The following is a 20096-nucleotide window of genomic DNA, read 5'->3' as shown; positions in this document are numbered from 1 at the left end:
AAGGCCTATCTGCCGTGTCCTGTCCGCAGGGCAAGGCCCACTCGCCGCACTTTCGCCATGCCGTCCTACTCCGTCGCTCAGATTCGTCGCGCCGAACAGCTTGCCCTGGCCTCGGGCCGGGCGCTGATGCCATTGGCCGGCCGGGCCGCTGCCGAATTCATCGCCGCCCGCTTCCCCCCTGACCGTACCGTCCTGGCCCTGGCCGGCCCCGGCAACAACGGGGGCGATGCGCTGGAAGCCGCGACGCGCCTGCTCGCCCTGGGATATGCAGTACGCGTGCTGCTGCCCTCCGGTCCGGCCGGGTTGCCGCCGGACGCGGCCCGCGCCTGGGCAGGCTGGCATGCCGCCGGCGGCGAGACGCAGACGGCGCTTATGCCCGGAGCCGCCCCCGACGTCGTCATTGATGGCTTGTTCGGCATCGGCTTGAACCGCACATTGGACCCAGACTGGCAGGCGCTGGTCGATACGGTCAACGGGTGGAATGTGCCGGTGCTGGCGCTGGATGTGCCCAGCGGTATCGACGCCGACACCGGCGCGGCGCTGGGGCGGCCGATCCAGGCGCACTGGACGCTGTCCTTCATCGCCGCGACGTGCGGACTATCGCGCCCCGGGCCCGGCCAGATGGCCGCCGGTGAGCGTCATGTCGAGACGCTGGGTGTGACCTTGTCCGCGCCCGACTGAGGCGGAACGTTCAGGCGGGCCTTCCGCCGAAGCGCGCCGCAATGTCCCCCGCCAGCGCGCCAAAGCGTTCGTTGTCTTGTCCGGCCAACGCCTCCAGGTGCGCTTCCGACGCGTCGAACACCTTCCAGTAGATCCGCCCGCACAACTCGCGTGCAGCGTGGCCGGGCCAGTTGTCGGGCAGCATCGGGCCGGGCAGTTGCGGATCGTGCAGCACGATACGCCGCCAATTGTGCAGCAGCATGACGCGGATGACGAACGCCTCGGACGGAGAGGGCGCTTCTTCCAGCAGCTTTTCCAGCGGGCCGAAGTTCCGGGAGAACTGGCGGTATTGCTCGGCCACGTCGTCCAGGTTCCAGCATTGCGACGCCAGGCTGGCGATCGGCAGGCCGCCCGCGCCGGCCAGGTCGCGGGCCGATAGCACCAGCGCACGGTCCGGGATGCCCAGTTTTTCAAGGATGTCGTGCGCCGCGCGCGCCTCGGTGTGCGGATGGGCGAACAAGCCCGGCGCGATCATGCCGAAGCCTTCCCAGACCAGCTCGCGGCGCAATTCCGCCCGCTCGGCCAGGCCGTTGCCCGTGCGCGGCAGCGCCACCAGCGTCCATTCCCCGTTCCAGTCTTGCGCCGCGCCCTCGTAGATGCGCTGCGAGGCATGCGCGGTATGGCGCAGGCCTTGTTCGGAAATCAGGTAGAGGCTGCGGCGGCCATGGCGTTCGGATTGCAGCCAGTTCTGGGCGACCAGCCGGAATACGCTGGTGCGCAGCAGCCGTTCGTTGATGCCCAGCGGCGCCAGCAGCGCGATCAAGTCGCCCAGCCAGATGGCGCCGCCGTGGGGCGCGAGCGCGTCGCCCAGCAAGCTGACGCACAGGGATTTGGCGCGGGGCGGATCGCTTTTCAATAAGCGGGACAGGAAGCGGTCCAGGGGCGACTGAGGGTTTGCCATAAGGGGGGCCGCAAGCGGCCGATATCGGGATCCGCAATATGATACATAAATCCAATGTGATACAGATTTGAGTTTGACAATGGTTTTTTTGTATTAAATAATCCGCCTATGACATGACGGCACTGCGGAACGTTTGCTTTGCGTTTTCGCAAACCGTCTCTAGGAGACAAACATGTACGCTCAACTCGTCGAAACCGGCGTCAAGCAGGTCAAGACCGCGGACCAGCTTGAAGGCCGCGACCAGACGTTCCAGCGCCGCATTGACGACGGCGTGCGCATCGAGGCCAAGGACTGGATGCCGGACGCCTACCGCAAGACGCTGGTCCGCCAGATCTCGCAGCACGCGCATTCGGAAATCGTCGGGATGCTGCCCGAAGGCAACTGGATCACGCGCGCGCCGTCGCTCAAGCGCAAGGCGATCTTGCTGGCCAAGGTGCAGGACGAAGCCGGCCATGGGCTGTACCTGTATAGCGCCGCGGAAACGCTGGGCGTGTCGCGCGACGACCTGATCGACGACCTGCATGCCGGCCGCGCCAAGTACTCCAGCATCTTCAACTACCCCACCCTCAGCTGGGCTGACATCGGCATGATCGGCTGGCTGGTCGACGGCTCTGCCATCATCAACCAGATCCCGCTGTGCCGCTGCTCCTATGGCCCGTACGCCCGGGCCATGGTGCGCGTCTGTAAGGAAGAGTCCTTCCACCAGCGCCAGGGCTACGACCTGTTGATGCAGATGTGCCTGCACGGCACGCCGGAACAGAAGGCGATGGTCCAGGATTCGCTGAACCGCTGGTGGTGGCCCGCACTGATGATGTTCGGCCCGTCGGATGCCGACTCGCCCAACAGCGCCCAGTCCATGGCGTGGAAGATCAAGCTGTTCTCCAACGACGAACTGCGCCAGAAGATGGTGGACCAGACCGTGCCGCAGGCCGAATACCTGGGCCTGACCGTGCCGGATCCCGATCTGAAGTGGAACGCCGAGCGCGGCCACTACGACTTCGGCGAGATCGACTGGAGCGAGTTCTACGCGGTGCTCAAGGGCCACGGCCCTTGCAACCGGGAACGCCTGGCCGCGCGCGTCAAGGCGCACGAGGATGGCGCCTGGGTGCGTGACGCGCTCGTTGCCTACGCGGACAAGCAGGCGCAGCGCAAGGCCGCCTGATGAGTTCGACCTCGAAGCGCTGCGCGCGGCCCCGTCGAGGGGGCGCCGCTACGAACCGGCCAAGCCGGCTCCGCACGGCCGCGCCGCTCCGATAGCCGAGTTTCCAGGTTCACTCTTCTAACCATTGCAGATCAGGGCGCGCGGCGCGCGCCCGGTATTCCAAGGATATCCATCATGAGCAAAGACTGGCCTCTGTGGGAAGTGTTCATCCGCAGCCAGCACGGCCTGGCGCACAAACACGTCGGCAGCCTGCATGCGTCCGACGCCGAAATGGCGATCAACCACGCCCGCGACGTCTATACCCGCCGCAATGAAGGCCTGAGCATCTGGGTCGTGCGCGCCTCCGATATCTCGGCCAGCAGCCCCGGCGACAAGGAACCCCTGTTCGAACCGGCCAACAGCAAGGTCTACCGGCATCCCACGTTTTTCCCGATGCCCGAAGAAATCAAGCACATGTAAGGCGGCGGGGGAGACATGGACAAGACTCTGTTTGAATATCTGCTTCGCCTCGGCGATTCGTCGCTGATCCTGTCGCAGCGCCTGGGCGCCTGGACGGGCCACGGCCCCATCCTGGAAGAAGACCTGGCGCTGACCAACACCGCGCTGGACCTGCTGGGCCAGGCTCGCATGTGGCTGACGCTGGCCGGCGAAGTCGAAGGCGCAGGCCGCGACGAAGACGCGCTGGCCTACCACCGCGACGCGCACCAGTTCCACAACGTGCTGCTGGTCGAACGCGCCAACGGCAACTACGCCGACACCATGGCGCGTCAGTTCCTGTTCGACGTGTGGCACTACTTCCTCTTGCAGCGCCTCGCGCAATCTTCTGACGAACGCGTGGCCGGCATCGCCGCCAAGTCGATCAAGGAAGTGACGTATCACGTGCGGCGCTCGTCGGACCTGGTGGTCCGCCTGGGCGACGGCACGGCGGAAAGCCACGCCAAGATGCAGGTCGCCATCGATGACGCCTGGCGCTTCACCGGCGAACTGTTCGCTGATGACGCCGTGGATCAGGACGTGGCCTCCCGCGGCATCGGCTGTGAGCTGGCCGCCCTGCGCCAGCCTTGGCTGGCCCACGTGCGCGAAGTGCTGGAAGAAGCCACGCTGACCGTGCCGGACGAAACCGCCGCCAACCATCTGGCCTACCGCGGTGGACGCCAGGGCAAGCACACCGAAGAACTGGGCTACGTGCTGGCGGAAATGCAATACCTGCCGCGCGCCTATCCAGGAGCCACGTGGTGAACGCGCTGGCGCCCATTTCCGCCGACCAGGTCTACGCCTGGCTGCAGGAGGTCCCCGATCCGGAGATCCCCGTGCTGTCCGTGGTGGATCTGGGCGTGGTGCGGGACGTGTCCTGGGATGGCGAGGCCTGTGTCGTCGTCATCACGCCTACGTACTCCGGCTGTCCGGCCATGCGCGAGATCACGCAGGACATCCAGCGGACGCTGGCGCGCCACGGCATCGACGAGGTCCGTGTCGAAACCCGCCTGGCGCCCGCCTGGACGACAGACTGGATGAGCGAGAAGGGGCGTGAAGCGCTCAAGGGTTACGGCATCGCCGCGCCTGCCGAACGCGCCATCGACATCTCGGGCATCAGCCGCCGCGCCGCCACCCCCGCCATCGCATGCCCGCGCTGCGGTTCCCGCGACACGCGGATGGTCAGCAACTTCGGGTCCACGTCATGCAAGGCGCTGTACCGCTGCGTTGCGTGCCGCGAACCCTTCGACTATTTCAAGACTCACTGAGAGCGGTTTCGAGATGAGCCAGAACCAATTCCATTCGTTGAAGGTGGCCTCGGTGGCGCGCAACACGCGCGACGCCGTCGTCGTGACCTTCGACCTGCCCGATGCGCTGACCGAGGAATTCGCTTTCCTGCCCGGCCAGTACCTGACGCTGCGTACCCAGTTAAACGGCGAAGAGCTGCGCCGCTCGTACTCGATCTGTTCCGCGCCGCATGACAAGCTCTTGCGCGTGGCGATCAAGAAGGTGGACGAAGGTGCGTTCTCCTGCTGGGCCAACCAAGAGCTGCAACCGGGCCAGACGCTGGAAGTCATGGCGCCGGCGGGCAACTTCACGGTCGATTTTTCTCCCGAAAACAAGCGCCACTATGTGGCCTTCGCCGTGGGCAGCGGCATCACGCCGGTGTTCTCGCTGGTCAAGACCGCGCTGTCCACCGAGCCGGGCAGCAAGTTCACGCTGTTCTTCGGCAACCGCGCATCGTCGGCGGTGCTTTTCCGCGAAGAGATCGAAGACCTGAAGAACCTCTACATGGACCGCTTCTCGCTGGTCTACGTGATGAGCCGCGAGTCCCAGGACATCGAACTGTTCAACGGCCGCCTGGACGGCGACAAGGTCGATCAGCTGATGTCGGCCTGGATGAGCCCCGAAGATATCGATTACGCTTTTGTCTGTGGTCCGCAGACCATGACCGAAAGCGTGGTGGAGCGGCTGCAGGCCCGCGGCATTCCGAAGTCGAATATCAAGTTCGAGCTGTTCGGCGCGCCCAAGGGGCCGCGTGCGTTGCGCACTGGCCACGAGGCCCGTCAGGCGCCCGGCAAGGGACAGTGCGAAGTCACCGTGGTGCAGGACGGCCACAGCCGCAAGTTCGTCATTGAAAAGAATAAAGACAGCGTGCTGGATTCGGCGCTGGCGCAAGGGATCGAGTTGCCGTATTCGTGCAAGGGCGGAGTGTGTTCCACCTGCCGTTGCAAAGTGGTCGAAGGCGAGGTGGACATGGATGCCAACTTCGCCCTGGAAGACTACGAAGTTGCGCGCGGTTTCGTCCTGAGCTGCCAGAGCTTCCCGGTCAGCGACCGCCTGGTCATCGACTTCGACCAGGAAACCTGATCCGGCGCACGCCAGGCAGATATCCCTAATTCATTGGAGAGACACAGTGTCCCAGAAATTCTTCGAACGCCATCAGCCCCTGCTGGAACAATCCCTGGCGGCCGCCGCGCTGCGCGGCTACTGGAGCCCGTTTGCCGAATCGCCCAGCCCCCGCAACTATGGCGAGACCGCCAACGACGACGGCCGTGCCGCCTTCGAAGCGCTGCAAGGCAAGCCGTTCCCGCTGAACCTGCATGACGCCGACGGCACCGTGGGGGGAGAGAAATCCCCCTACGGCTTCGACCTGGGCATCACGTATCCGCACGTGCCCGTGGACAAGCTGATCGCCGCCTCCAAGCGCGCGCTGGAAGACTGGCGCCGCGCCGGCCCGCAGGCATGGGTGGGTGTGTCGCTGGAGATCCTGGCGCGCCTGAACAAGCTCAGCTTCGAGATCGCCTACGCGGTCCAGCACACCACCGGGCAGGGCTTCATGATGGCCTTCCAGGCCGGCGGTCCGCACGCGCAGGACCGCGGCTTCGAGGCCGTGACCTACGCGTGGCAGGAAATGTCGCGCATTCCGGGCGTGTCCATCTGGGAAAAGCCGCAAGGCAAGAACGACCCGATCCGCATGGAAAAGCAGTTCACCGTGGTGCCGCGCGGCGTCGCGCTGGTGATCGGCTGCTCGACTTTCCCGACCTGGAACGGCTACCCGGGCATGTTCGCCAGCCTGGCCACCGGCAACACCGTCATCGTGAAGCCGCACCCGGGCGCGATCCTGCCGCTGGCCATCACGGTCAAGGTGGCGCGCGAAGTGCTGCAGGAGGCGGGCTTCGATCCCGACGTCGTGCTGCTGGCCGCGCACGAAGCCGGCGACGACACCGCGCAGAAGCTGGCGCTGGACCCGGCGGTCAAGATCGTCGACTTCACGGGCAGCACCGCCAACGGCGACTGGCTGGAAAACAACGCCCGCCAGGCGCTGGTCTACACCGAGAAGGCCGGCGTCAACCAGGTCATCATCGATTCCACGGATGACTTGAAGGGCGTAGCGCGCAACCTGGCGTTCTCGCTGGCGTTGTATTCCGGCCAGATGTGCACGGCGCCGCAGAATATCTACGTTCCGCGCGACGGCATCAACACGCCGGAAGGCCGCCTCAGCTTCGACGACGTCGCCGCCGCCCTGGGCATGGCGCTGGAGAAGGTCAGTGCCGACGCCGCGCGCGCCGTTGAACTGACGGGCGCCATCCAGAACGAGGGCATCGTCGAACGCATCGAAAAGGCCCGCGCCCTGGGTCTGCCGGTCGTGGCCGAGAGCAAGACGCTCGTGCACCCGCAGTTCGAGAACGCCCGCGTGCGCACCCCGTTGCTGCTGCGCACGGAAGCCGGCAATGCCGCCATCAGCCAGGAATGGTTCGGCCCCATCGCTTTCGTGGTGGCCACCGACTCCACCGCGCACAGCATCCAGCTGGCGCGCGACAGCGTCGTCCAGCACGGCGCCCTGTCGCTGTCCGCCTACACGACGGATGCGCAGGTGGCCGAGCAGGTGCAGGACGCCGCCGAAGTGTCCGGCGTGTCGCTGTCGCTGAACCTGACGGGAGCGGTGTTCGTGAACCAGACTGCGGCTTTCAGCGACTTCCATGGTACCGGCGCCAATCCGGCCGCCAATGCGGCACTGTCCGACACGGCGTTCGTGTCGAACCGCTTCCGCGTGGTGCAAACCCGCCGTCATATTTAAGCCCCCCGAAGCGCTACGCGCTTGCCCCTCGAGGGGGCGCCGCTGCGGTCCGGCAAAGCCGGCTCCGCGCGGCCCGGATAGGGCGTTACCGATTACCTTTGATGCCAGTAGCGTGCCCGCAATGGATAACTGATATGAGCTACCAAGATATTCAATTCGACCTGTCCAACGGTATCGCGCGCCTGACGCTGAACCGCCCGGACAAGCTGAACAGTTTCACCGCCAACATGCATGGCGAAGTGGCCGACGCGTTGACGCGCGTTGAAACCGAAGGCGCGCGCGTGCTGGTCCTGACCGGCGCGGGCCGCGGCTTCTGCGCGGGGCAGGACTTGAGCGAGCGCAAGCCCGCCGAAGACGGCACGCCGCCCGATCTGGGCGAAACGGTCGACAAGTTCTACGGCCCGCTGGTGCGCCGCATCAACGCCTTGCCCCTGCCTGTCGTGGTGGGCGTGAACGGCGTGGCGGCGGGGGCGGGCGCCAACCTGGCGTTCGCCGGCGATATCGTCATTGCCAAGGCTTCAGCCAACTTCATCCAGTCGTTCTGCCGTCTGGGGCTGATCCCCGACACCGGCGGCACCTTCGTGCTGCCTCGCTTGGTCGGCCGCGCGCGCGCCATGGGGCTGGCGATGCTGGGCGACAAGCTCAGCGCCAAGCAGGCCGAAGAATGGGGCCTGATCTGGCAATGCGTGGCGGACGAGGAATTCGACGCCACCCTGGACCATCTGGCCCAGCACTTCTCCACGGCGCCCACCAAGGGTCTGGCATTCACCAAGCGGGCCATGCAGGCCAGCCTGGGCAACGACCTGTCCACGCAGCTGGACCTGGAACGCGACATGATGCGCGAACTGGGCCGCAGCGCCGATTACGCCGAAGGCGTGGCCGCCTTCCTCGGCAAGCGCGAACCGCAATTCAAGGGGCAATGATGAACGCGCACGTTCCCGCTGTTGAAGTGCCGGCTGATCCCCAGGAACTGGCTCAGGCCGTCGGTACCGTGATGTACGCAGGTGATGCGGCCTCGCAGGGCCTGGACATGAAGGTCGAGGAAATGGCGCCGGGCTATGCGCGCCTGACGATGCGCGTGCGCGCCGACATGCTGAACGGGCACAAGACCTGCCATGGCGGCTTCCTCTTCGCCCTGGCCGACAGCGCCTTCGCGTTTTCGTGCAATTCGCGCAATGTCAGCACGGTGGCGTCCGGTTGCACCATCGATTACCTGGCGCCGGGTTTCGAAGGCGATCTGCTGACCGCGGTGGCCCAGGAGCGGTCGCTGGCTGGCCGCACGGGCGTGTATGACGTGACGGTGACCAATCAGGACGGCCGCAATGTGGCGCTGTTCCGCGGGCGGTCTTATCGCATCAAAGGCCAGATCGTCGGCGTTCCCGCCGACGCGTAAGGCAACCTACCAAAGACAAGGCCGCCGGCAGGGCGGCGAGCGCCCGGGGCTCAGGCCCCCGTCGCCGCCCCGACCGGCGTAGCGAGAATTTCAGGAGAGAGATAACCATGTCCAACACCATGAGCAAGCCGGGGCTGGACCCCATCGAGCATGCCAGCGAGGATGAGCTGCGTGCGTTGCAGCTGGCGCGTCTGAAGTGGACGCTGAAGCATGCCTACGAGAACGTCGCGCACTACAAGAAGGCGTTCGATGACGCCGGCGTGCATCCAGACGATCTGAAGCAGCTGTCCGATATTTCGAAGTTCCCCTTCACGACGAAGAAGGAACTGCGCGATAACTATCCCTTCGGCATGTTCGCGGTTCCGCGTGACCGGATCTCGCGCATTCACGCGTCCAGCGGCACGACGGGCAAGCCGACGGTGGTGGGCTACACCAAGGGCGATCTGGACAACTGGGCCAATCTGGTGGCGCGTTCGATCCGTGCGGCCGGCGGCAAACCCGGCGACACCGTGCACGTGGCCTACGGCTACGGCTTGTTCACGGGCGGCCTGGGTGCCCATTACGGTGCCGAGCGCCTGGGGTGCACGGTCATCCCGATGTCGGGCGGGCAGACCGAAAAGCAGGTGCAACTGATCAGCGATTTCCGTCCGGACATCATCATGGTCACGCCCTCCTATTTCTGCAATATTCTGGAAGAACAGCGTCGCCAGGGCATTGATCCGCGTCAAAGTTCGTTGCGCATCGGCATCTTTGGCGCCGAGCCGTGGACAGGCCAGATGCGTGCCGACATCGAGACCGAAGCCGGCATCGACGCGGTCGACATCTACGGCCTGTCCGAAGTGATGGGTCCGGGCGTGGCCAGCGAATGCGTCGAGACCAAGGACGGTCCGGTGGTTTGGGAAGACCATTTTTACGCCGAGATCATCAATCCGGATACGGGCGAGCCCGTGGCCGATGGTGAACCTGGCGAACTGGTGTTCACGTCGCTGACCAAGGAAGCGATGCCCATCATCCGCTACCGCACGCGCGACCTGACCCGCCTGTTGCCGCCAACCGCGCGCAGCATGCGCCGCATTGGCAAGATCACCGGCCGCAGCGACGACATGCTGATCGTGCGCGGTGTGAACATGTTCCCGACGCAGGTCGAGGAGCTGGTCCTGAAGATCGCCCAGCTGGCGCCGCATTATCAACTGGTGCTGTCGCGTACGGGCAATATGGACGAGCTGGAGATCCTGACCGAGGTGCGAGCCGAGTTCTCGGGCCTGTCGGATGCCGAGCGCAATGACCTGGGCAAGCAGCTGCAGCATGCCGTGAAGACGCACATCGGCGTCAGCGCGCGTATTCAGGTGTCGGACTCCGGGCATGTGGAACGCACGCTTACCGGCAAGGCACGCCGCGTGATCGACAAGCGGCCGAAAGTGGTCTGATCCCCACGATCGGAGACAAGAAAGGCAGCCCTTGGGCTGCCTTTTTTTGTTCGCTTGCGGTCTTTACCGTTACGCCAGCGTCCGCACGATCCGCCGATACCAGAAGTGCAGCAGGGCGGCGGACAGGGCCAGCCCCACCATGGCCATCAGCCACATGCTGCCCGCGCCGACGGGGGAGCCTGGCACCAGGACGTTGCGGATGCCGTCCAGGCCGCCTTTGCCGGGGCCGAAGCCGAACCACCAGCCGCCGACCAGGCCCACGCCAGCCAGCGCCACCACCTGCAGCAGCAGCGGCACGACGGCGACCTTGTAGGCGCGCAGGAGGTAGGAATTGATGCACTGCATGGAATCGAACAGGTGGAACAGCGGCAGCACGGCCAGCAGGGTCGTGGCCACGGCCGCCACGCCGGCGTCATCGGTGTAGGCCGCCAGGATGAGCGGGCGGCCCACCAGCAGCACGGCCGCCGTCAGCAGCGCGCCGATCAGGCCCAGCGCCAGCCCGGCCATGCCGGTGCGATGGGCATGGGCCAGGTTGCCGGCGCCGATCGCCTGGGCGGTCAAGGCGGCGGTGGCCACCCCCAGCGCCATCGGCATCATGTAGCACAGCGCGGCCAGGTTCGACATGATCTGGTGCCCACCGGTCACGAATGTGCCTTCGCGGGCGACCAGCAAGGCCATGAACGTGAACGCCGACACTTCCACCAGGTACGAGCCGCCCATCGGGATGCCCAGGCGCAGCAGTTCCTTCAGCGTCTTCCAGTCGGGCTTGCCGATCCGCAGCTGGAAGCGGCGGTAGAAGCGGTCATGGGTGATCACCCACAGGCCCAGCCCCAGGCTCATCCACGACACCAGCGCGGTTGCCAGGCCGGCGCCGGTGGCGCCCATGGCGGGCAGGCCCAGCTTGCCGTAGATGAAGAGCCAGTTGAAGAAGGCCTTGAAGCCAATGGCCGACAGGTTGATGGCCATGACCAGTTTGGGGCGCGACACCGAGGTGCCCAGCGCATAAATGGTGCGAAACACCAGCGCGGCGGGCAGGGCAAGCGCCAGCGCCTGCAGGTAGGAGCCGATTCGCTCCCGTACCGCGGGCGCCACCTCGCCGGACATCGACAGCCAGACGTCCGGAAACAGCATCAGGATCGCGCCCACCCCCGACAGGCCCAGCGCCAGCCAGACGCCCTGGCCCCAACTGCGGCCGACTTCCAGGTTGTTGCCGGCGCCGTAGTGCTGGGCCAGGATAGGGATCAGGGCATGGACCACGCCCATCAGGCCGACGAAAACGGTGATGTAGATCGAGGCGGACAGGGCCATCGCAGCCAGGTCGCTGGCGCTGGAGTGGCCCGTCATCGCGGTGTCCAGCACGCCGAACGAGATGCCGGCCCATTGGCTGATCAGCACGGGCCAGGCCTGCTTGGCGATGCCGCGCAGGGTGGCGCCGAAGGTCATCGGCGCCGCGTTCACGGAACTCATCGGTTGGCGCCGACCCGAAGCAAGCGGAACACTTCCTGCCGGTCGGCGCGGCGGCCGCCCTGCCACAGCACGTCGGCGCCGTCGCTATAGGCGGCGGTGTTGTCGCGCAGGCTCTGGTTGCTGGTCTGTTGCAGGATCAGCGTGCACTTCGCGTCGAACGTGAAGGTCAGGTTGTTGAAGATCAGGAAAGATGCGCGCTGGCCGCTGCCCAGGCTCAGGCCGCGTACGCATTCTCCCGGCCGCGTGTTCTGTTCCAGTGCCTGGGCCAATTGTCCCGAGACTGTGCGATAGCTGCGGGCGTAGTCAACGGCGGGCTGCCACAGCAGCACCAGCAGGATCCACGTCACGGTCAAGCCGCCGGCCGATAGCACCGTGCCGCGCCATAGGGCTTGCGGACGCACGCGCAGGCGCCAGACGACCAGCGCAATCCAGGCCACGGTGAAGATGGCCGCCAGCGTAAATGCGGTCCAGGAAATCACGGGCTCATAGCCCGTTGTCTGGCGGGCGATGTTGCGCGATATCTGCGCCGGCCAGTTGAAGTGCAGTGCCACCCAGCCCAGCCAGGCGGTGGCGGCGGTCAGCGAAAAGCACATGACGGCGAACCAGTCCAGCGTGTTGACCACGCCGCGCCGCAGGGTCGGCAGCGAGAACGCGCCGAGCACGGCGCACGGCACCGCTAGCAACACATATTCTGAATCGGTCGCTTCATCCAGACCGAACAACACCAGGGCGGAACACGCCAGCAGCATCAGCGGCAGCCAGATGTGGGGCGCGTAGATCCAGGCGCGCCAGCGCCAGACGGCCAGAAGCGCCAGCGGCCAGGTCGGCCACAGGTACCAGGGCAGGTCGCGCAGCGTGCGGCCAATATCGTGCCAGGACGGCCACGCGAACGACGCCAGGTTCCAGGTCTTCCAGTTGCGGACCCAGTACTGGCTGCTTTCGCTGGCCGGGATCCACCAAGCCAGGATCAGCGCAACGGTCACCAGCACGGTCCAAGGCAGCCAGCGCTTGCACTTCCACAGTTGGCTGCGCGGATAGAACGCCAGCAGGGCGCCGATCATGATGGGCAGTGCGCCCACCCAGCCGCGGGTCAGGAAGCTGGCCGCCAGGGCAATCCCCAGCGTGGTGGTGCCGGTCACCGGACGGTCCACGCTGCGGGCCAGCGAATAGAAGGCCAGTGCCTGGCAGGCCATGATGGCCGGCACGACAGTGGTTTCGTGGGTGCGTTGCAGAATGCCTACCGTGGCCAGCAGCAGCAGCAGGGCGGCGTCCGCCAGCATGCGCCCGTAGTCGCGCGGGGCGGGCTCGCCGCCGAAGGGCAGGGCCAGCGGTTGGGCTTCCGCGCGGCGCCCCAGCAGGTAGGTGCCGTACCAGACGCTGGTCGCGGTGATGCCGAACCACAGCAGATTGGGCAGGCGTCCGGCCGTGATGTCGCCGACGAAAGGGCCGAACAGCCAGATACTGGCGGCGCCGACCCAGGTGATCAGCGGACCTTCCTCGGCATGCGCCAGAAGGCCGACTTGCGGCAGCAGCCAGGTGATGCCGCCTTCGCGGATCGCCGTGATCATGGTCGCCAATCCGACCGCATCGTCCGTCTTCCACGGGTCGCGCATGAACAGGCCGGCCACGATATAGGCCAGCGACAAGCCCAGCAGAATCAGTCTGGGGAGCTTCGCGGTAGCCACGGACGTGAGCCGGGCCGGAGTGGAAAGAGAAAGTGGGGACACGGGCGTTAATGTAACCGAGTGATCTGGTTGCGCCAGCCCCAGCACGTAACAGGCCGGCTAGGGGGAAAAAAAAGCAGCCCGGAGGCTGCCTTTTTGCTGCGACTCCCGGGGGAGCGACAGGATCAGGAAGCGGACTTGACCGTGCCAGCCGTACGGGCGAAGCGGGCGCGGAACTTTTCCACACGGCCGGTTTCGACGATACGCGTTTGGGCGCCCGTGTAGAACGGGTGCGATTCGGAGGTCACGTCGCACTTGAAGAGCGGGTACGTCTTGCCGTCGATCTCGACGGTTTCGCGCGTGTGCACGGTCGAACGGGTGATGAACTTGTTGCCCGTTTGCAGATCGGCGAAAACGACGTCGCGGTATTCGGGGTGAATGCCTTCTTTCATGGTGCTTTCCTAGGACTCGCGAGGAGTCTTTCTCAAAGTGTTAGGGTCGCCAGCCAGGACGCGCTAAACCATCCACAAGGAATGTCGGCGCAAGAACGCTAGCCACGTATCCGAAAAGTAACCCCAAATTCTAGCATGGGAAATTCCGGATGCGCCAGTCCGGAAGGCAGGCGCGGCCCGTTCCGCCTTCCTTCCTTTAATAAGGGGACGGGCTTCAGAGCTCGGTGCGCAGCTTCCAGATTTCGGGGAACAGCACCACGTCCAGCATGCGCCGCAGGTAATCGACACCGGACGTGCCGCCGGTGCCGCGCTTGAAGCCGATAACCCGCTCGACCGTCGTGACGTGGCGGAATCGCCACAGACGGAACGCGTCTTCCAGGTCGGTCAGCTTTTCGCCCAGCTGATACAGATCCCAATAGCGGTCGGTGTCGCGGTAGACGGCCAGCCAGGCCGCCTCGACGCCGGCCGAGGATTCATAGGGCTGCGTCCAATCCCGCTCCAGGCGATCGGCCGGCACGGCGACGCCGTGGCGGGCCAGCAGGCGCAGCGCTTCGTCATAGAGGGAAGGGGCCTCGTAGGCGGCGCGGACCTGGGCCAGCAGGTCTTCGCGGTGCGCGTGGGGCTTGAGCATCGCCGCGTTCTTGTTGCCCAGCAGGAATTCCACCTGGCGGTACTGATAGCTTTGGAAACCGCTGGAACGGGCCAGGTATGGGCGCAGTGCGGAATATTCGGGGGGCGTCATGGTGGCCAGCACGTCCCACGCGTGGACCAGCTGCTCCATGATCTTGCTGACGCGCGCCAGCATTTTGAAGGCGGGCTGCAGCCGGTCGGCGGCCACATTGGCGATGGCGGCGCGCAACTCGTGCAGCATCAGCTTCATCCAGAGTTCGCTGGTCTGGTGCTGGATGATGAACAGCATCTCGTTGTGCTCGGGCGACAGCGGGTGCTGCGCCCCCAGCAATTCGTCCAGATGCAGGTAGTCGCCGTAGGTCATGTCGCGCGCGAAATCCAGCTGCGCCTTTTCCTCTCGGACGATGTCTTCGGGGCGGTGCGGGCAGCTCATGCTTGGCCTCCCGGGCAGGGGGGGGCCGCACGGCGGGCGGATGCGGGCAACGCGCGCCAATGGGGCGCGTAGGGGGAAACAGATTTCATGGTCGTGCCTAGTCGAAAACGGGCAGCCGGCGCGGCCGGCCGCCCAATGGCCAGCGGACCAGCCTACAGTTCGCGCAGGACGGCGCGAACCGGGCTGGCATCAGCCTGGACCAGCGCCAACGGCAGGGCGATCAATTCGTAATCGCCTTCGGGCACGTCATCAAGCACCAGGTTTTCCAGTACCCGCATGTCGTGCCGCAATATCGTGTGGTGGCTGTCCAGGGTCTTGCTGGACGCGGGGTCGATGCTGGCGGTATCCAGACCGATCAGCATGACGCCGCGTTCGGCCAGCCATTCGATGGTCTGGGGGGCGTAGGCGGAGAAATCGTCCGTCCACCAGTCCTGGGCCGCATGCTTGGCCGTGCGCACCAGCACGCGGGGTGGCAGGTTCAGGGCCGCATGGGCCAGGTGGTCGGTGGTGATCAGCGGGCCGCAATCGATGGCGTGGATGACGCGGCAAGGACCCAGGAAGGGTTCCAGCGAAACCGCGCCAATGGCCGAAGCCCCGTTCTGATAGTGCAGCGGGGCATCCGCGTGCGCGCCGATATGCGGAGACAGTGTGATTTCACTGACATTGACCGGACAGCCGGGCGTAAGCGACCACTTCCATTGCTGGCGGTACGGCGTATCGCCGGGAAAGACAGGCGAAGCCGTGGAGACGGGAGGGGAAATATCCCACAGGCGTTTCATGGTGGCGGGAGCGGTCGGATGATGCCGGAACAGGTTAAAGCCTAAAGCAATTCAGGTTGGTAGTCTAACGAATTCCGGCACGCCGCGCTGCGGTTACAGGCCGCCAAGTTCGGCCATGGAGACGACCGTCGAACCCGCGACGATCAGGTGGTCCAGCAGTTTGATGTCCACCAGCGCCAGGGCCTGTTTCAACTGTGATGTGAAGCCGCGGTCGGCGGCGCTGGCTTCGGCCAGGCCCGAGGGGTGGTTGTGGGCCACGATCAGGGCCGCGGCATGGTGGCGCAGGGCTTCGCGGACGACCTCGCGTGGGTAGACCGAGGCCTGGGAAAGCGTGCCCCGCGCCAGTTCGCCCGTGGCGATGACGCGCAATTGGTTGTCCAGATACAGGGCGATGCAGTGCTCGACCCGGCGATGCCCCAGCGCCGTCATGCAATATTGTTTCACTTGGCCGGGATGGCGCAGGGTGTCGCTGTGGGTCAGGTCTTCTTCGATGGTCCGGCGCGCCAGCTCCAGCAGGGCGGCAAGCGTGCAGGATTTGGCCGCCCCCAGGCCGGATACGGTCATCAATTCCTCCGGTGTGGCGCCCAGCAGGCCCCGCAGACCCGAAAAACGCTCCAGCAAGCGGTAGGACAAATCCATCACGTTCAGCCCGGGAATGCCGGTCCGCAGGGCGATGGCAAGCAGTTCCGCGTCCTGGAGCGCGCCGGCCCCGTGGCGCAGCAACCGCTCCCGGGGACGCTCGTGTTTCGACAGCCGCACAGACAATTTCATAAGAGGCTCTAAAATCAGGGTTTATCCAATATCTATACGGTGGCAGATCTTGAGCATCGCCTCTAACGAAGTGAACGTTTTTGTCCGTCAGGATTCCTACCTAACGCTGCACTACCGGATCACGCTGGCTTCCGGGCCGGGCAAGGATTCGGTATTCGCCGATACCTTCGACGGGCGTCCCGGCACGCTGCAGATGGGCGGGGGGCAGTGGGCGCCCGGTCTGGAGGCTGCGTTGATCGGCCACGCGGAAGGCGAGCGGTTCAGCGTCACGCTGGAGCCGGCCGACGCCTATGGCGACCGCAACCCCGAACTGATTCAGCGCGTCACGCGCGCGATGCTCGCCGAGCACGCGGGGGCGAATGCCGGTTTTGAGCCGGGCGACCTGGTGGAATTCACCGCGCCCAACGGCGGCCGCTATTCGGGCGTCCTGAAAGAAATCAACGACGAGTCGGCGCTGTTCGACTTTAACCACCCGCTTGCGGGCATCAGCTTGCGCGTGGACGTGGCGCTGCTGGGAGTCCTTTGATATGAGCAAGGCCGTAACCGCCTCGGGCGCCGAAGTTCTGCTGGCGCAGCCGCGCGGCTTCTGTGCCGGCGTGGACCGCGCCATCGATATCGTCGAACGCGCGATCGAATTGCATGGCGCGCCGATCTACGTGCGCCACGAGATCGTCCATAACCGCTATGTGGTGGAAGACCTGCGCGCCAAGGGCGCGATCTTCATCGATGAGCTGGACGACGCGCCTACGGGCTCGATCGTCGTGTTCTCGGCGCATGGCGTGTCCAAGGCCGTGCGTGCCGAAGCGGAGTCCCGCGGCCTGCAAGTGTTCGACGCCACCTGCCCGCTGGTCACCAAGGTCCATATCGAAGTGGCCCGCATGCGCGCCGCCGGCCGCGAGATCATCATGATCGGTCACAAAGGCCATCCCGAAGTCGAAGGCACGCTTGGCCAGGCGCAAGGCGGCATGTACCTGGTCGAGACCGTGGAAGACGTGGCCGGGCTGGACGTGGTCAACCCGGAAAACCTGGCTTACGTGACGCAGACGACCTTGTCGGTGGATGACGCGGCGGCGGTATCGAAGGCGCTGAAGGCGCGCTTTCCCACGATCGTCGAACCCAAGAAAAGCGATATCTGCTACGCCACGCAGAACCGCCAGGATGCGGTCAAGGTGATGGCGCCCGATTGCGATCTGGTGCTGGTCGTGGGTAGCCCCAACAGCTCGAATTCCAACCGGCTGCGTGAAGTGGCCGAGCGCAAGGGCGTGGCGTCCTACCTGATCGACGGCGCCGACTCCATCGACCCCGCGTGGCTGGTCGACCGCAAGCGCATCGGCGTGACGGCGGGCGCGTCCGCTCCCGAAGTCCTGGTGCAGCAGGTGATTGACCGGGTCAAGGAATTGGGCGCGGTGTCGGTGCGCACGATGCCGGGCCTGGAGGAGAATGTGGCGTTTCCGCTTCCCAAGGGCTTGTCGCGCAAGGCTGCGCAGACCGAGTCGCTGGAATAGCGCGGGGCGGGATGCACCGCTGAAAAAAAACAGGCGCCGCTCGGGTGGCGCCATCAGTACATCGAGGAGACTTCATGCAGTTGTACAGCTATTTCCGCAGCTCGGCCGCGTACCGCGTACGCATCGCCCTGAACCTGAAAGGCCTGTCGTACGAATACCTGCCTGTGCATCTGCTGAAGGACGGCGGGCAGCAGCTGTCGGAAGGGTATCGCAAGATGAACCCGACGGCGCTGGTGCCCACGCTGATCGATGGCGACGCCGTCATCGGGCAGTCGCTTGCCATCATCGAGTACCTGGAAGAAACGCATCCCCAGGCGCCGCTGCTGCCGGCCGACGCCATTGGCCGCGCCCGCGTGCGCGATCTGGCGCTGGGCATCGCCTGCGACACGCACCCGCTGAACAATCTGCGCGTGCTGAAGTACCTGAAGCACACGCTCGGCGTGGACGAGGCTGCCAAGAACGCCTGGTATAAGCATTGGGTGCATCAGGGGCTGGAAGCGCTGGAAGCGCAACTGGCTCGGTCCGGTGCCACGGGCCGCTTCTGCCACGGCGATACGCCGACCATCGCCGACCTGTGCCTGGTGCCGCAAGTGGCCAACGCGCAGCGCTTCGAGTGCGACTTGTCCGCGATGCCCAACGTCGTGCGCATCGATGCGGCCTGCCGCGAACTGCCGGCCTTCGCGGATGCCGCGCCGGGCAAGCAGCCCGACGCGGAGTAACGCCAGCGGATCGGCTTAGCCGATCTGCACCGGCACGAAGATCTTGTCTTCGCCGCGCTGGACCAGCAGGGCAACGGTCTTGCCCGCCTTGGACAGCGCTTCCTTCACTTGCCCGACGTTGTGCACGGGCACGCCATTCAAGGACAGCAGCACGTCGCCCGGCTCGATGCCCGCCTTGGCGGCCGGACCAGCGGCACGCTCGATCAGCAAGCCTTCGGTGCCCGACGCCTGCTGTTCCTGCGGGCTTAGCGGGCGCAGGGCCAGGCCCAGTTGGCCGCGCTGCACGTCCTGCTCACCCGCCGACGCTTGCGTCTTGTCCTTGGGGATGCCGCCCAGCGTGGCCACCAGTTCCTTGGGACCGCCGGCGCGCCACACGTCCATCTTGATCTTTTCTCCCGGCGAGGAAAGCGTGATCAGGGATGCCAGATCGCCCGAGGACACGATGGTCTTGCCGTCGATCTTCCGGACCACGTCGCCGGGTTGCAGGCCGGCCTTGTCGGCGGCGCTGCCCTTTTCGACGCTGGACACCAGTGCGCCCGATGGCGACTCCAGCTTGAAGGAGTTGGCCAGGTCCTGGTTCACTTCCTGCACCGTCACGCCCAGCCGGGCATGCTGCACCTTACCGTGCTCCAGGATCTGGTCTTTGATCTTGTAGGCCACATCGATGGGGATGGAGAACGACAGGCCCTGGAAGCCGCCGGTGCGGCTGTAGATCTGGGAATTGATGCCCACGACTTCGCCGCGGTCGTTGAACAGCGGGCCGCCCGAATTGCCGGGGTTGACCGCCACGTCCGTCTGGATGAAGGGGACCGACGTGTCGTCGGGCAGCGACCGGCCCTTGGCGCTGACGATGCCTGCGGTCGCGGTGTTTTCCAGGCCGTACGGCGAACCGATGGCCAGCACCCATTCACCCACCTGCAGCTGGTTCACGTCGCCGACTTTGACGACGGGCAGGTCCTTGGCGTCGATCTTGAGCACGGCCACGTCCGTCTGCGGGTCCGCGCCCAGCACCTTGGCCTTGTATTCGCGGCGGTCCGTCAGCTTGACGGTGACTTCGCGGGCGTCTTGCACGACGTGGGCGTTGGTCAGGATGATGCCGTCGTTGCTGATGATGAAGCCGGAACCTTCCCCGCGCATCGGCACTTCGCGCGCGGGCATACGGCCGCGGGATCCGGGGATCTGGCCGAAGAATTGGGCGAAGGGATCATCGTCGTCGGCGGACACCTTGCGGGTGCCGCTGACGCTGATGTTGACGACGGCGGGCCCGAAATCGCGGGTGATCTGCGCGAAATTGGGCGGGCTTGAGGTATTGATCGTCTGGGGGGCGGTTGCGACGGACGGCGCGTTGGCCGCCATCGATACGCTGCCGCTCACGGCGGTTGCGCCGGCGCCGCCAATGGCGCCAGCGGCCAGCAGCGCCAGCACCAGGCGCGAGGGGGTCAGTTGCGAGGTCTTCATGTCGGCTCCTGCGTTCATGTTTGAGGACATGGCGCTATCTTCGGGCCTGACACTTAGGTG

General features: G+C 65.6%; 21 protein-coding genes. 13 read left to right on the top strand and 8 right to left on the bottom strand.

The window, feature by feature from the left end; translation table 11 throughout:
• Positions 1-57 precede the first annotated feature (57 nt).
• Positions 58-681: an NAD(P)H-hydrate epimerase gene (locus HG262_RS10725; RefSeq protein ID WP_169271003.1), complete on the top strand. Its 624-nt coding sequence runs from the start codon at positions 58-60 to the stop codon at positions 679-681.
• Between the two features lie 10 nt (positions 682-691).
• Here the strand turns inward: HG262_RS10725 and paaX are convergent, their stop codons facing one another.
• Positions 692-1621 (bottom strand): phenylacetic acid degradation operon negative regulatory protein PaaX, encoded by a 930-nt coding sequence (gene paaX / locus HG262_RS10720; protein WP_169271002.1) that lies wholly within the window; start codon positions 1619-1621, stop codon positions 692-694.
• Between the two features lie 172 nt (positions 1622-1793).
• On the opposite strand from paaX, the gene paaA reads away from it, so the two are divergent.
• From paaA to paaK, 9 genes are all read left to right on the top strand, one after another.
• Positions 1794-2783, top strand: coding sequence for a 1,2-phenylacetyl-CoA epoxidase subunit PaaA (gene paaA, locus HG262_RS10715; RefSeq protein WP_169271001.1), 990 nt, complete (start codon positions 1794-1796; stop codon positions 2781-2783).
• Between the two features lie 174 nt (positions 2784-2957).
• On the top strand, positions 2958-3242 hold the full coding sequence (gene paaB, locus HG262_RS10710) for a 1,2-phenylacetyl-CoA epoxidase subunit PaaB (protein ID WP_006225111.1): 285 nt from the start codon (positions 2958-2960) through the stop codon (positions 3240-3242).
• Between the two features lie 15 nt (positions 3243-3257).
• On the top strand, positions 3258-4022 hold the full coding sequence (gene paaC / locus HG262_RS10705) for a 1,2-phenylacetyl-CoA epoxidase subunit PaaC (RefSeq protein WP_169271000.1): 765 nt from the start codon (positions 3258-3260) through the stop codon (positions 4020-4022).
• Complete coding sequence (gene paaD / locus HG262_RS10700; RefSeq protein WP_169270999.1) at positions 4019-4525, top strand: 1,2-phenylacetyl-CoA epoxidase subunit PaaD; 507 nt, start codon at positions 4019-4021, stop codon at positions 4523-4525. The genes paaC and paaD overlap by 4 nt, the downstream gene beginning before the upstream one ends.
• Before the next feature lie 13 nt (positions 4526-4538).
• Complete coding sequence (gene paaE / locus HG262_RS10695; RefSeq protein WP_169270998.1) at positions 4539-5627, top strand: 1,2-phenylacetyl-CoA epoxidase subunit PaaE; 1089 nt, start codon at positions 4539-4541, stop codon at positions 5625-5627.
• 46 nt (positions 5628-5673) lie between these two features.
• A complete protein-coding gene (gene paaN, locus HG262_RS10690; RefSeq protein ID WP_169270997.1) occupies positions 5674-7338 on the top strand; it encodes a phenylacetic acid degradation protein PaaN in 1665 nt (554 codons plus the stop codon).
• 134 nt (positions 7339-7472) lie between these two features.
• A complete protein-coding gene (paaG, locus tag HG262_RS10685) occupies positions 7473-8261 on the top strand; it encodes a 2-(1,2-epoxy-1,2-dihydrophenyl)acetyl-CoA isomerase PaaG (RefSeq protein WP_169270996.1) in 789 nt (262 codons plus the stop codon).
• On the top strand, positions 8261-8731 hold the full coding sequence (gene paaI / locus HG262_RS10680; protein ID WP_169270995.1) for a hydroxyphenylacetyl-CoA thioesterase PaaI: 471 nt from the start codon (positions 8261-8263) through the stop codon (positions 8729-8731). The genes paaG and paaI overlap by 1 nt, the downstream gene beginning before the upstream one ends.
• A gap of 107 nt (positions 8732-8838) precedes the next feature.
• Entirely contained in the window at positions 8839-10158 is a 1320-nt protein-coding gene (gene paaK, locus HG262_RS10675) for a phenylacetate--CoA ligase PaaK (RefSeq protein WP_169270994.1), read from the top strand.
• A gap of 69 nt (positions 10159-10227) precedes the next feature.
• Here paaK and HG262_RS10670 read toward each other — a convergent pair whose 3' ends face one another.
• The 6 genes from HG262_RS10670 to radC all read right to left on the bottom strand — a co-directional run bounded on the left by HG262_RS10670 (position 10228) and on the right by radC (position 16354).
• Positions 10228-11625: an MATE family efflux transporter gene (locus HG262_RS10670; RefSeq protein ID WP_169270993.1), complete on the bottom strand. Its 1398-nt coding sequence runs from the start codon at positions 11623-11625 to the stop codon at positions 10228-10230.
• A complete protein-coding gene (locus tag HG262_RS10665; protein ID WP_169270992.1) occupies positions 11622-13352 on the bottom strand; it encodes a glycosyltransferase in 1731 nt (576 codons plus the stop codon). The genes HG262_RS10670 and HG262_RS10665 overlap by 4 nt, the downstream gene beginning before the upstream one ends.
• A gap of 122 nt (positions 13353-13474) precedes the next feature.
• On the bottom strand, positions 13475-13741 hold the full coding sequence (locus HG262_RS10660) for a type B 50S ribosomal protein L31 (protein ID WP_006225101.1): 267 nt from the start codon (positions 13739-13741) through the stop codon (positions 13475-13477).
• A gap of 214 nt (positions 13742-13955) precedes the next feature.
• Positions 13956-14804: a tryptophan 2,3-dioxygenase gene (gene kynA, locus HG262_RS10655; RefSeq protein WP_169270991.1), complete on the bottom strand. Its 849-nt coding sequence runs from the start codon at positions 14802-14804 to the stop codon at positions 13956-13958.
• 152 nt (positions 14805-14956) lie between these two features.
• A complete protein-coding gene (gene kynB / locus HG262_RS10650; protein WP_169270990.1) occupies positions 14957-15583 on the bottom strand; it encodes an arylformamidase in 627 nt (208 codons plus the stop codon).
• Positions 15584-15676: 93 nt separating this feature from the next.
• Positions 15677-16354, bottom strand: coding sequence for a DNA repair protein RadC (gene radC / locus HG262_RS10645; protein WP_169270989.1), 678 nt, complete (start codon positions 16352-16354; stop codon positions 15677-15679).
• A gap of 49 nt (positions 16355-16403) precedes the next feature.
• Here radC and HG262_RS10640 point away from each other — a divergent pair, with 49 nt between their 5' ends.
• The 3 genes from HG262_RS10640 (at position 16404) to maiA (ending at position 18578) form a co-directional block, all read left to right on the top strand.
• Positions 16404-16880 carry an FKBP-type peptidyl-prolyl cis-trans isomerase gene (locus HG262_RS10640; RefSeq protein ID WP_169270988.1) on the top strand — a complete coding sequence of 159 codons (477 nt, stop codon included), beginning with the start codon at positions 16404-16406 and terminating at the stop codon, positions 16878-16880.
• Position 16881: 1 nt separating this feature from the next.
• Positions 16882-17859, top strand: a complete 978-nt coding sequence (gene ispH, locus HG262_RS10635) for a 4-hydroxy-3-methylbut-2-enyl diphosphate reductase (protein ID WP_169270987.1) — start codon at positions 16882-16884, stop codon at positions 17857-17859.
• A gap of 74 nt (positions 17860-17933) precedes the next feature.
• Positions 17934-18578, top strand: a complete 645-nt coding sequence (gene maiA, locus HG262_RS10630; protein WP_169270986.1) for a maleylacetoacetate isomerase — start codon at positions 17934-17936, stop codon at positions 18576-18578.
• A 15-nt stretch (positions 18579-18593) separates the two neighbouring features.
• Here the strand turns inward: maiA and HG262_RS10625 are convergent, their stop codons facing one another.
• Entirely contained in the window at positions 18594-20036 is a 1443-nt protein-coding gene (locus HG262_RS10625) for a DegQ family serine endoprotease (RefSeq protein WP_169270985.1), read from the bottom strand.
• Positions 20037-20096 lie beyond the last annotated feature (60 nt).

Source organism: Achromobacter sp. Bel, from assembly GCF_012928505.1.
GTDB lineage: Bacteria > Pseudomonadota > Gammaproteobacteria > Burkholderiales > Burkholderiaceae_B > Achromobacter.
This window is presented reverse-complemented; position numbering and strand designations above follow the sequence as displayed.

Excerpts from the sequence above, each read along its gene's own strand:
- HG262_RS10725 (WP_169271003.1), top strand. The coding sequence starts at position 58 with ATGCCGTCCTACTCCGTCGCTCAGATTCGTCGCGCCGAACAGCTTGCC.
- paaX (WP_169271002.1), bottom strand. The coding sequence starts at position 1,621 with ATGGCAAACCCTCAGTCGCCCCTGGACCGCTTCCTGTCCCGCTTATTG.
- paaA (WP_169271001.1), top strand. The coding sequence starts at position 1,794 with ATGTACGCTCAACTCGTCGAAACCGGCGTCAAGCAGGTCAAGACCGCG.
- paaB (WP_006225111.1), top strand. The coding sequence starts at position 2,958 with ATGAGCAAAGACTGGCCTCTGTGGGAAGTGTTCATCCGCAGCCAGCAC.
- paaC (WP_169271000.1), top strand. The coding sequence starts at position 3,258 with ATGGACAAGACTCTGTTTGAATATCTGCTTCGCCTCGGCGATTCGTCG.
- paaE (WP_169270998.1), top strand. The coding sequence starts at position 4,539 with ATGAGCCAGAACCAATTCCATTCGTTGAAGGTGGCCTCGGTGGCGCGC.
- paaG (WP_169270996.1), top strand. The coding sequence starts at position 7,473 with ATGAGCTACCAAGATATTCAATTCGACCTGTCCAACGGTATCGCGCGC.
- paaI (WP_169270995.1), top strand. The coding sequence starts at position 8,261 with ATGAACGCGCACGTTCCCGCTGTTGAAGTGCCGGCTGATCCCCAGGAA.
- paaK (WP_169270994.1), top strand. The coding sequence starts at position 8,839 with ATGTCCAACACCATGAGCAAGCCGGGGCTGGACCCCATCGAGCATGCC.
- HG262_RS10670 (WP_169270993.1), bottom strand. The coding sequence starts at position 11,625 with ATGAGTTCCGTGAACGCGGCGCCGATGACCTTCGGCGCCACCCTGCGC.
- HG262_RS10660 (WP_006225101.1), bottom strand. The coding sequence starts at position 13,741 with ATGAAAGAAGGCATTCACCCCGAATACCGCGACGTCGTTTTCGCCGAT.
- kynA (WP_169270991.1), bottom strand. The coding sequence starts at position 14,804 with ATGAGCTGCCCGCACCGCCCCGAAGACATCGTCCGAGAGGAAAAGGCG.
- kynB (WP_169270990.1), bottom strand. The coding sequence starts at position 15,583 with ATGAAACGCCTGTGGGATATTTCCCCTCCCGTCTCCACGGCTTCGCCT.
- radC (WP_169270989.1), bottom strand. The coding sequence starts at position 16,354 with ATGAAATTGTCTGTGCGGCTGTCGAAACACGAGCGTCCCCGGGAGCGG.
- ispH (WP_169270987.1), top strand. The coding sequence starts at position 16,882 with ATGAGCAAGGCCGTAACCGCCTCGGGCGCCGAAGTTCTGCTGGCGCAG.
- maiA (WP_169270986.1), top strand. The coding sequence starts at position 17,934 with ATGCAGTTGTACAGCTATTTCCGCAGCTCGGCCGCGTACCGCGTACGC.
- HG262_RS10625 (WP_169270985.1), bottom strand. The coding sequence starts at position 20,036 with ATGAAGACCTCGCAACTGACCCCCTCGCGCCTGGTGCTGGCGCTGCTG.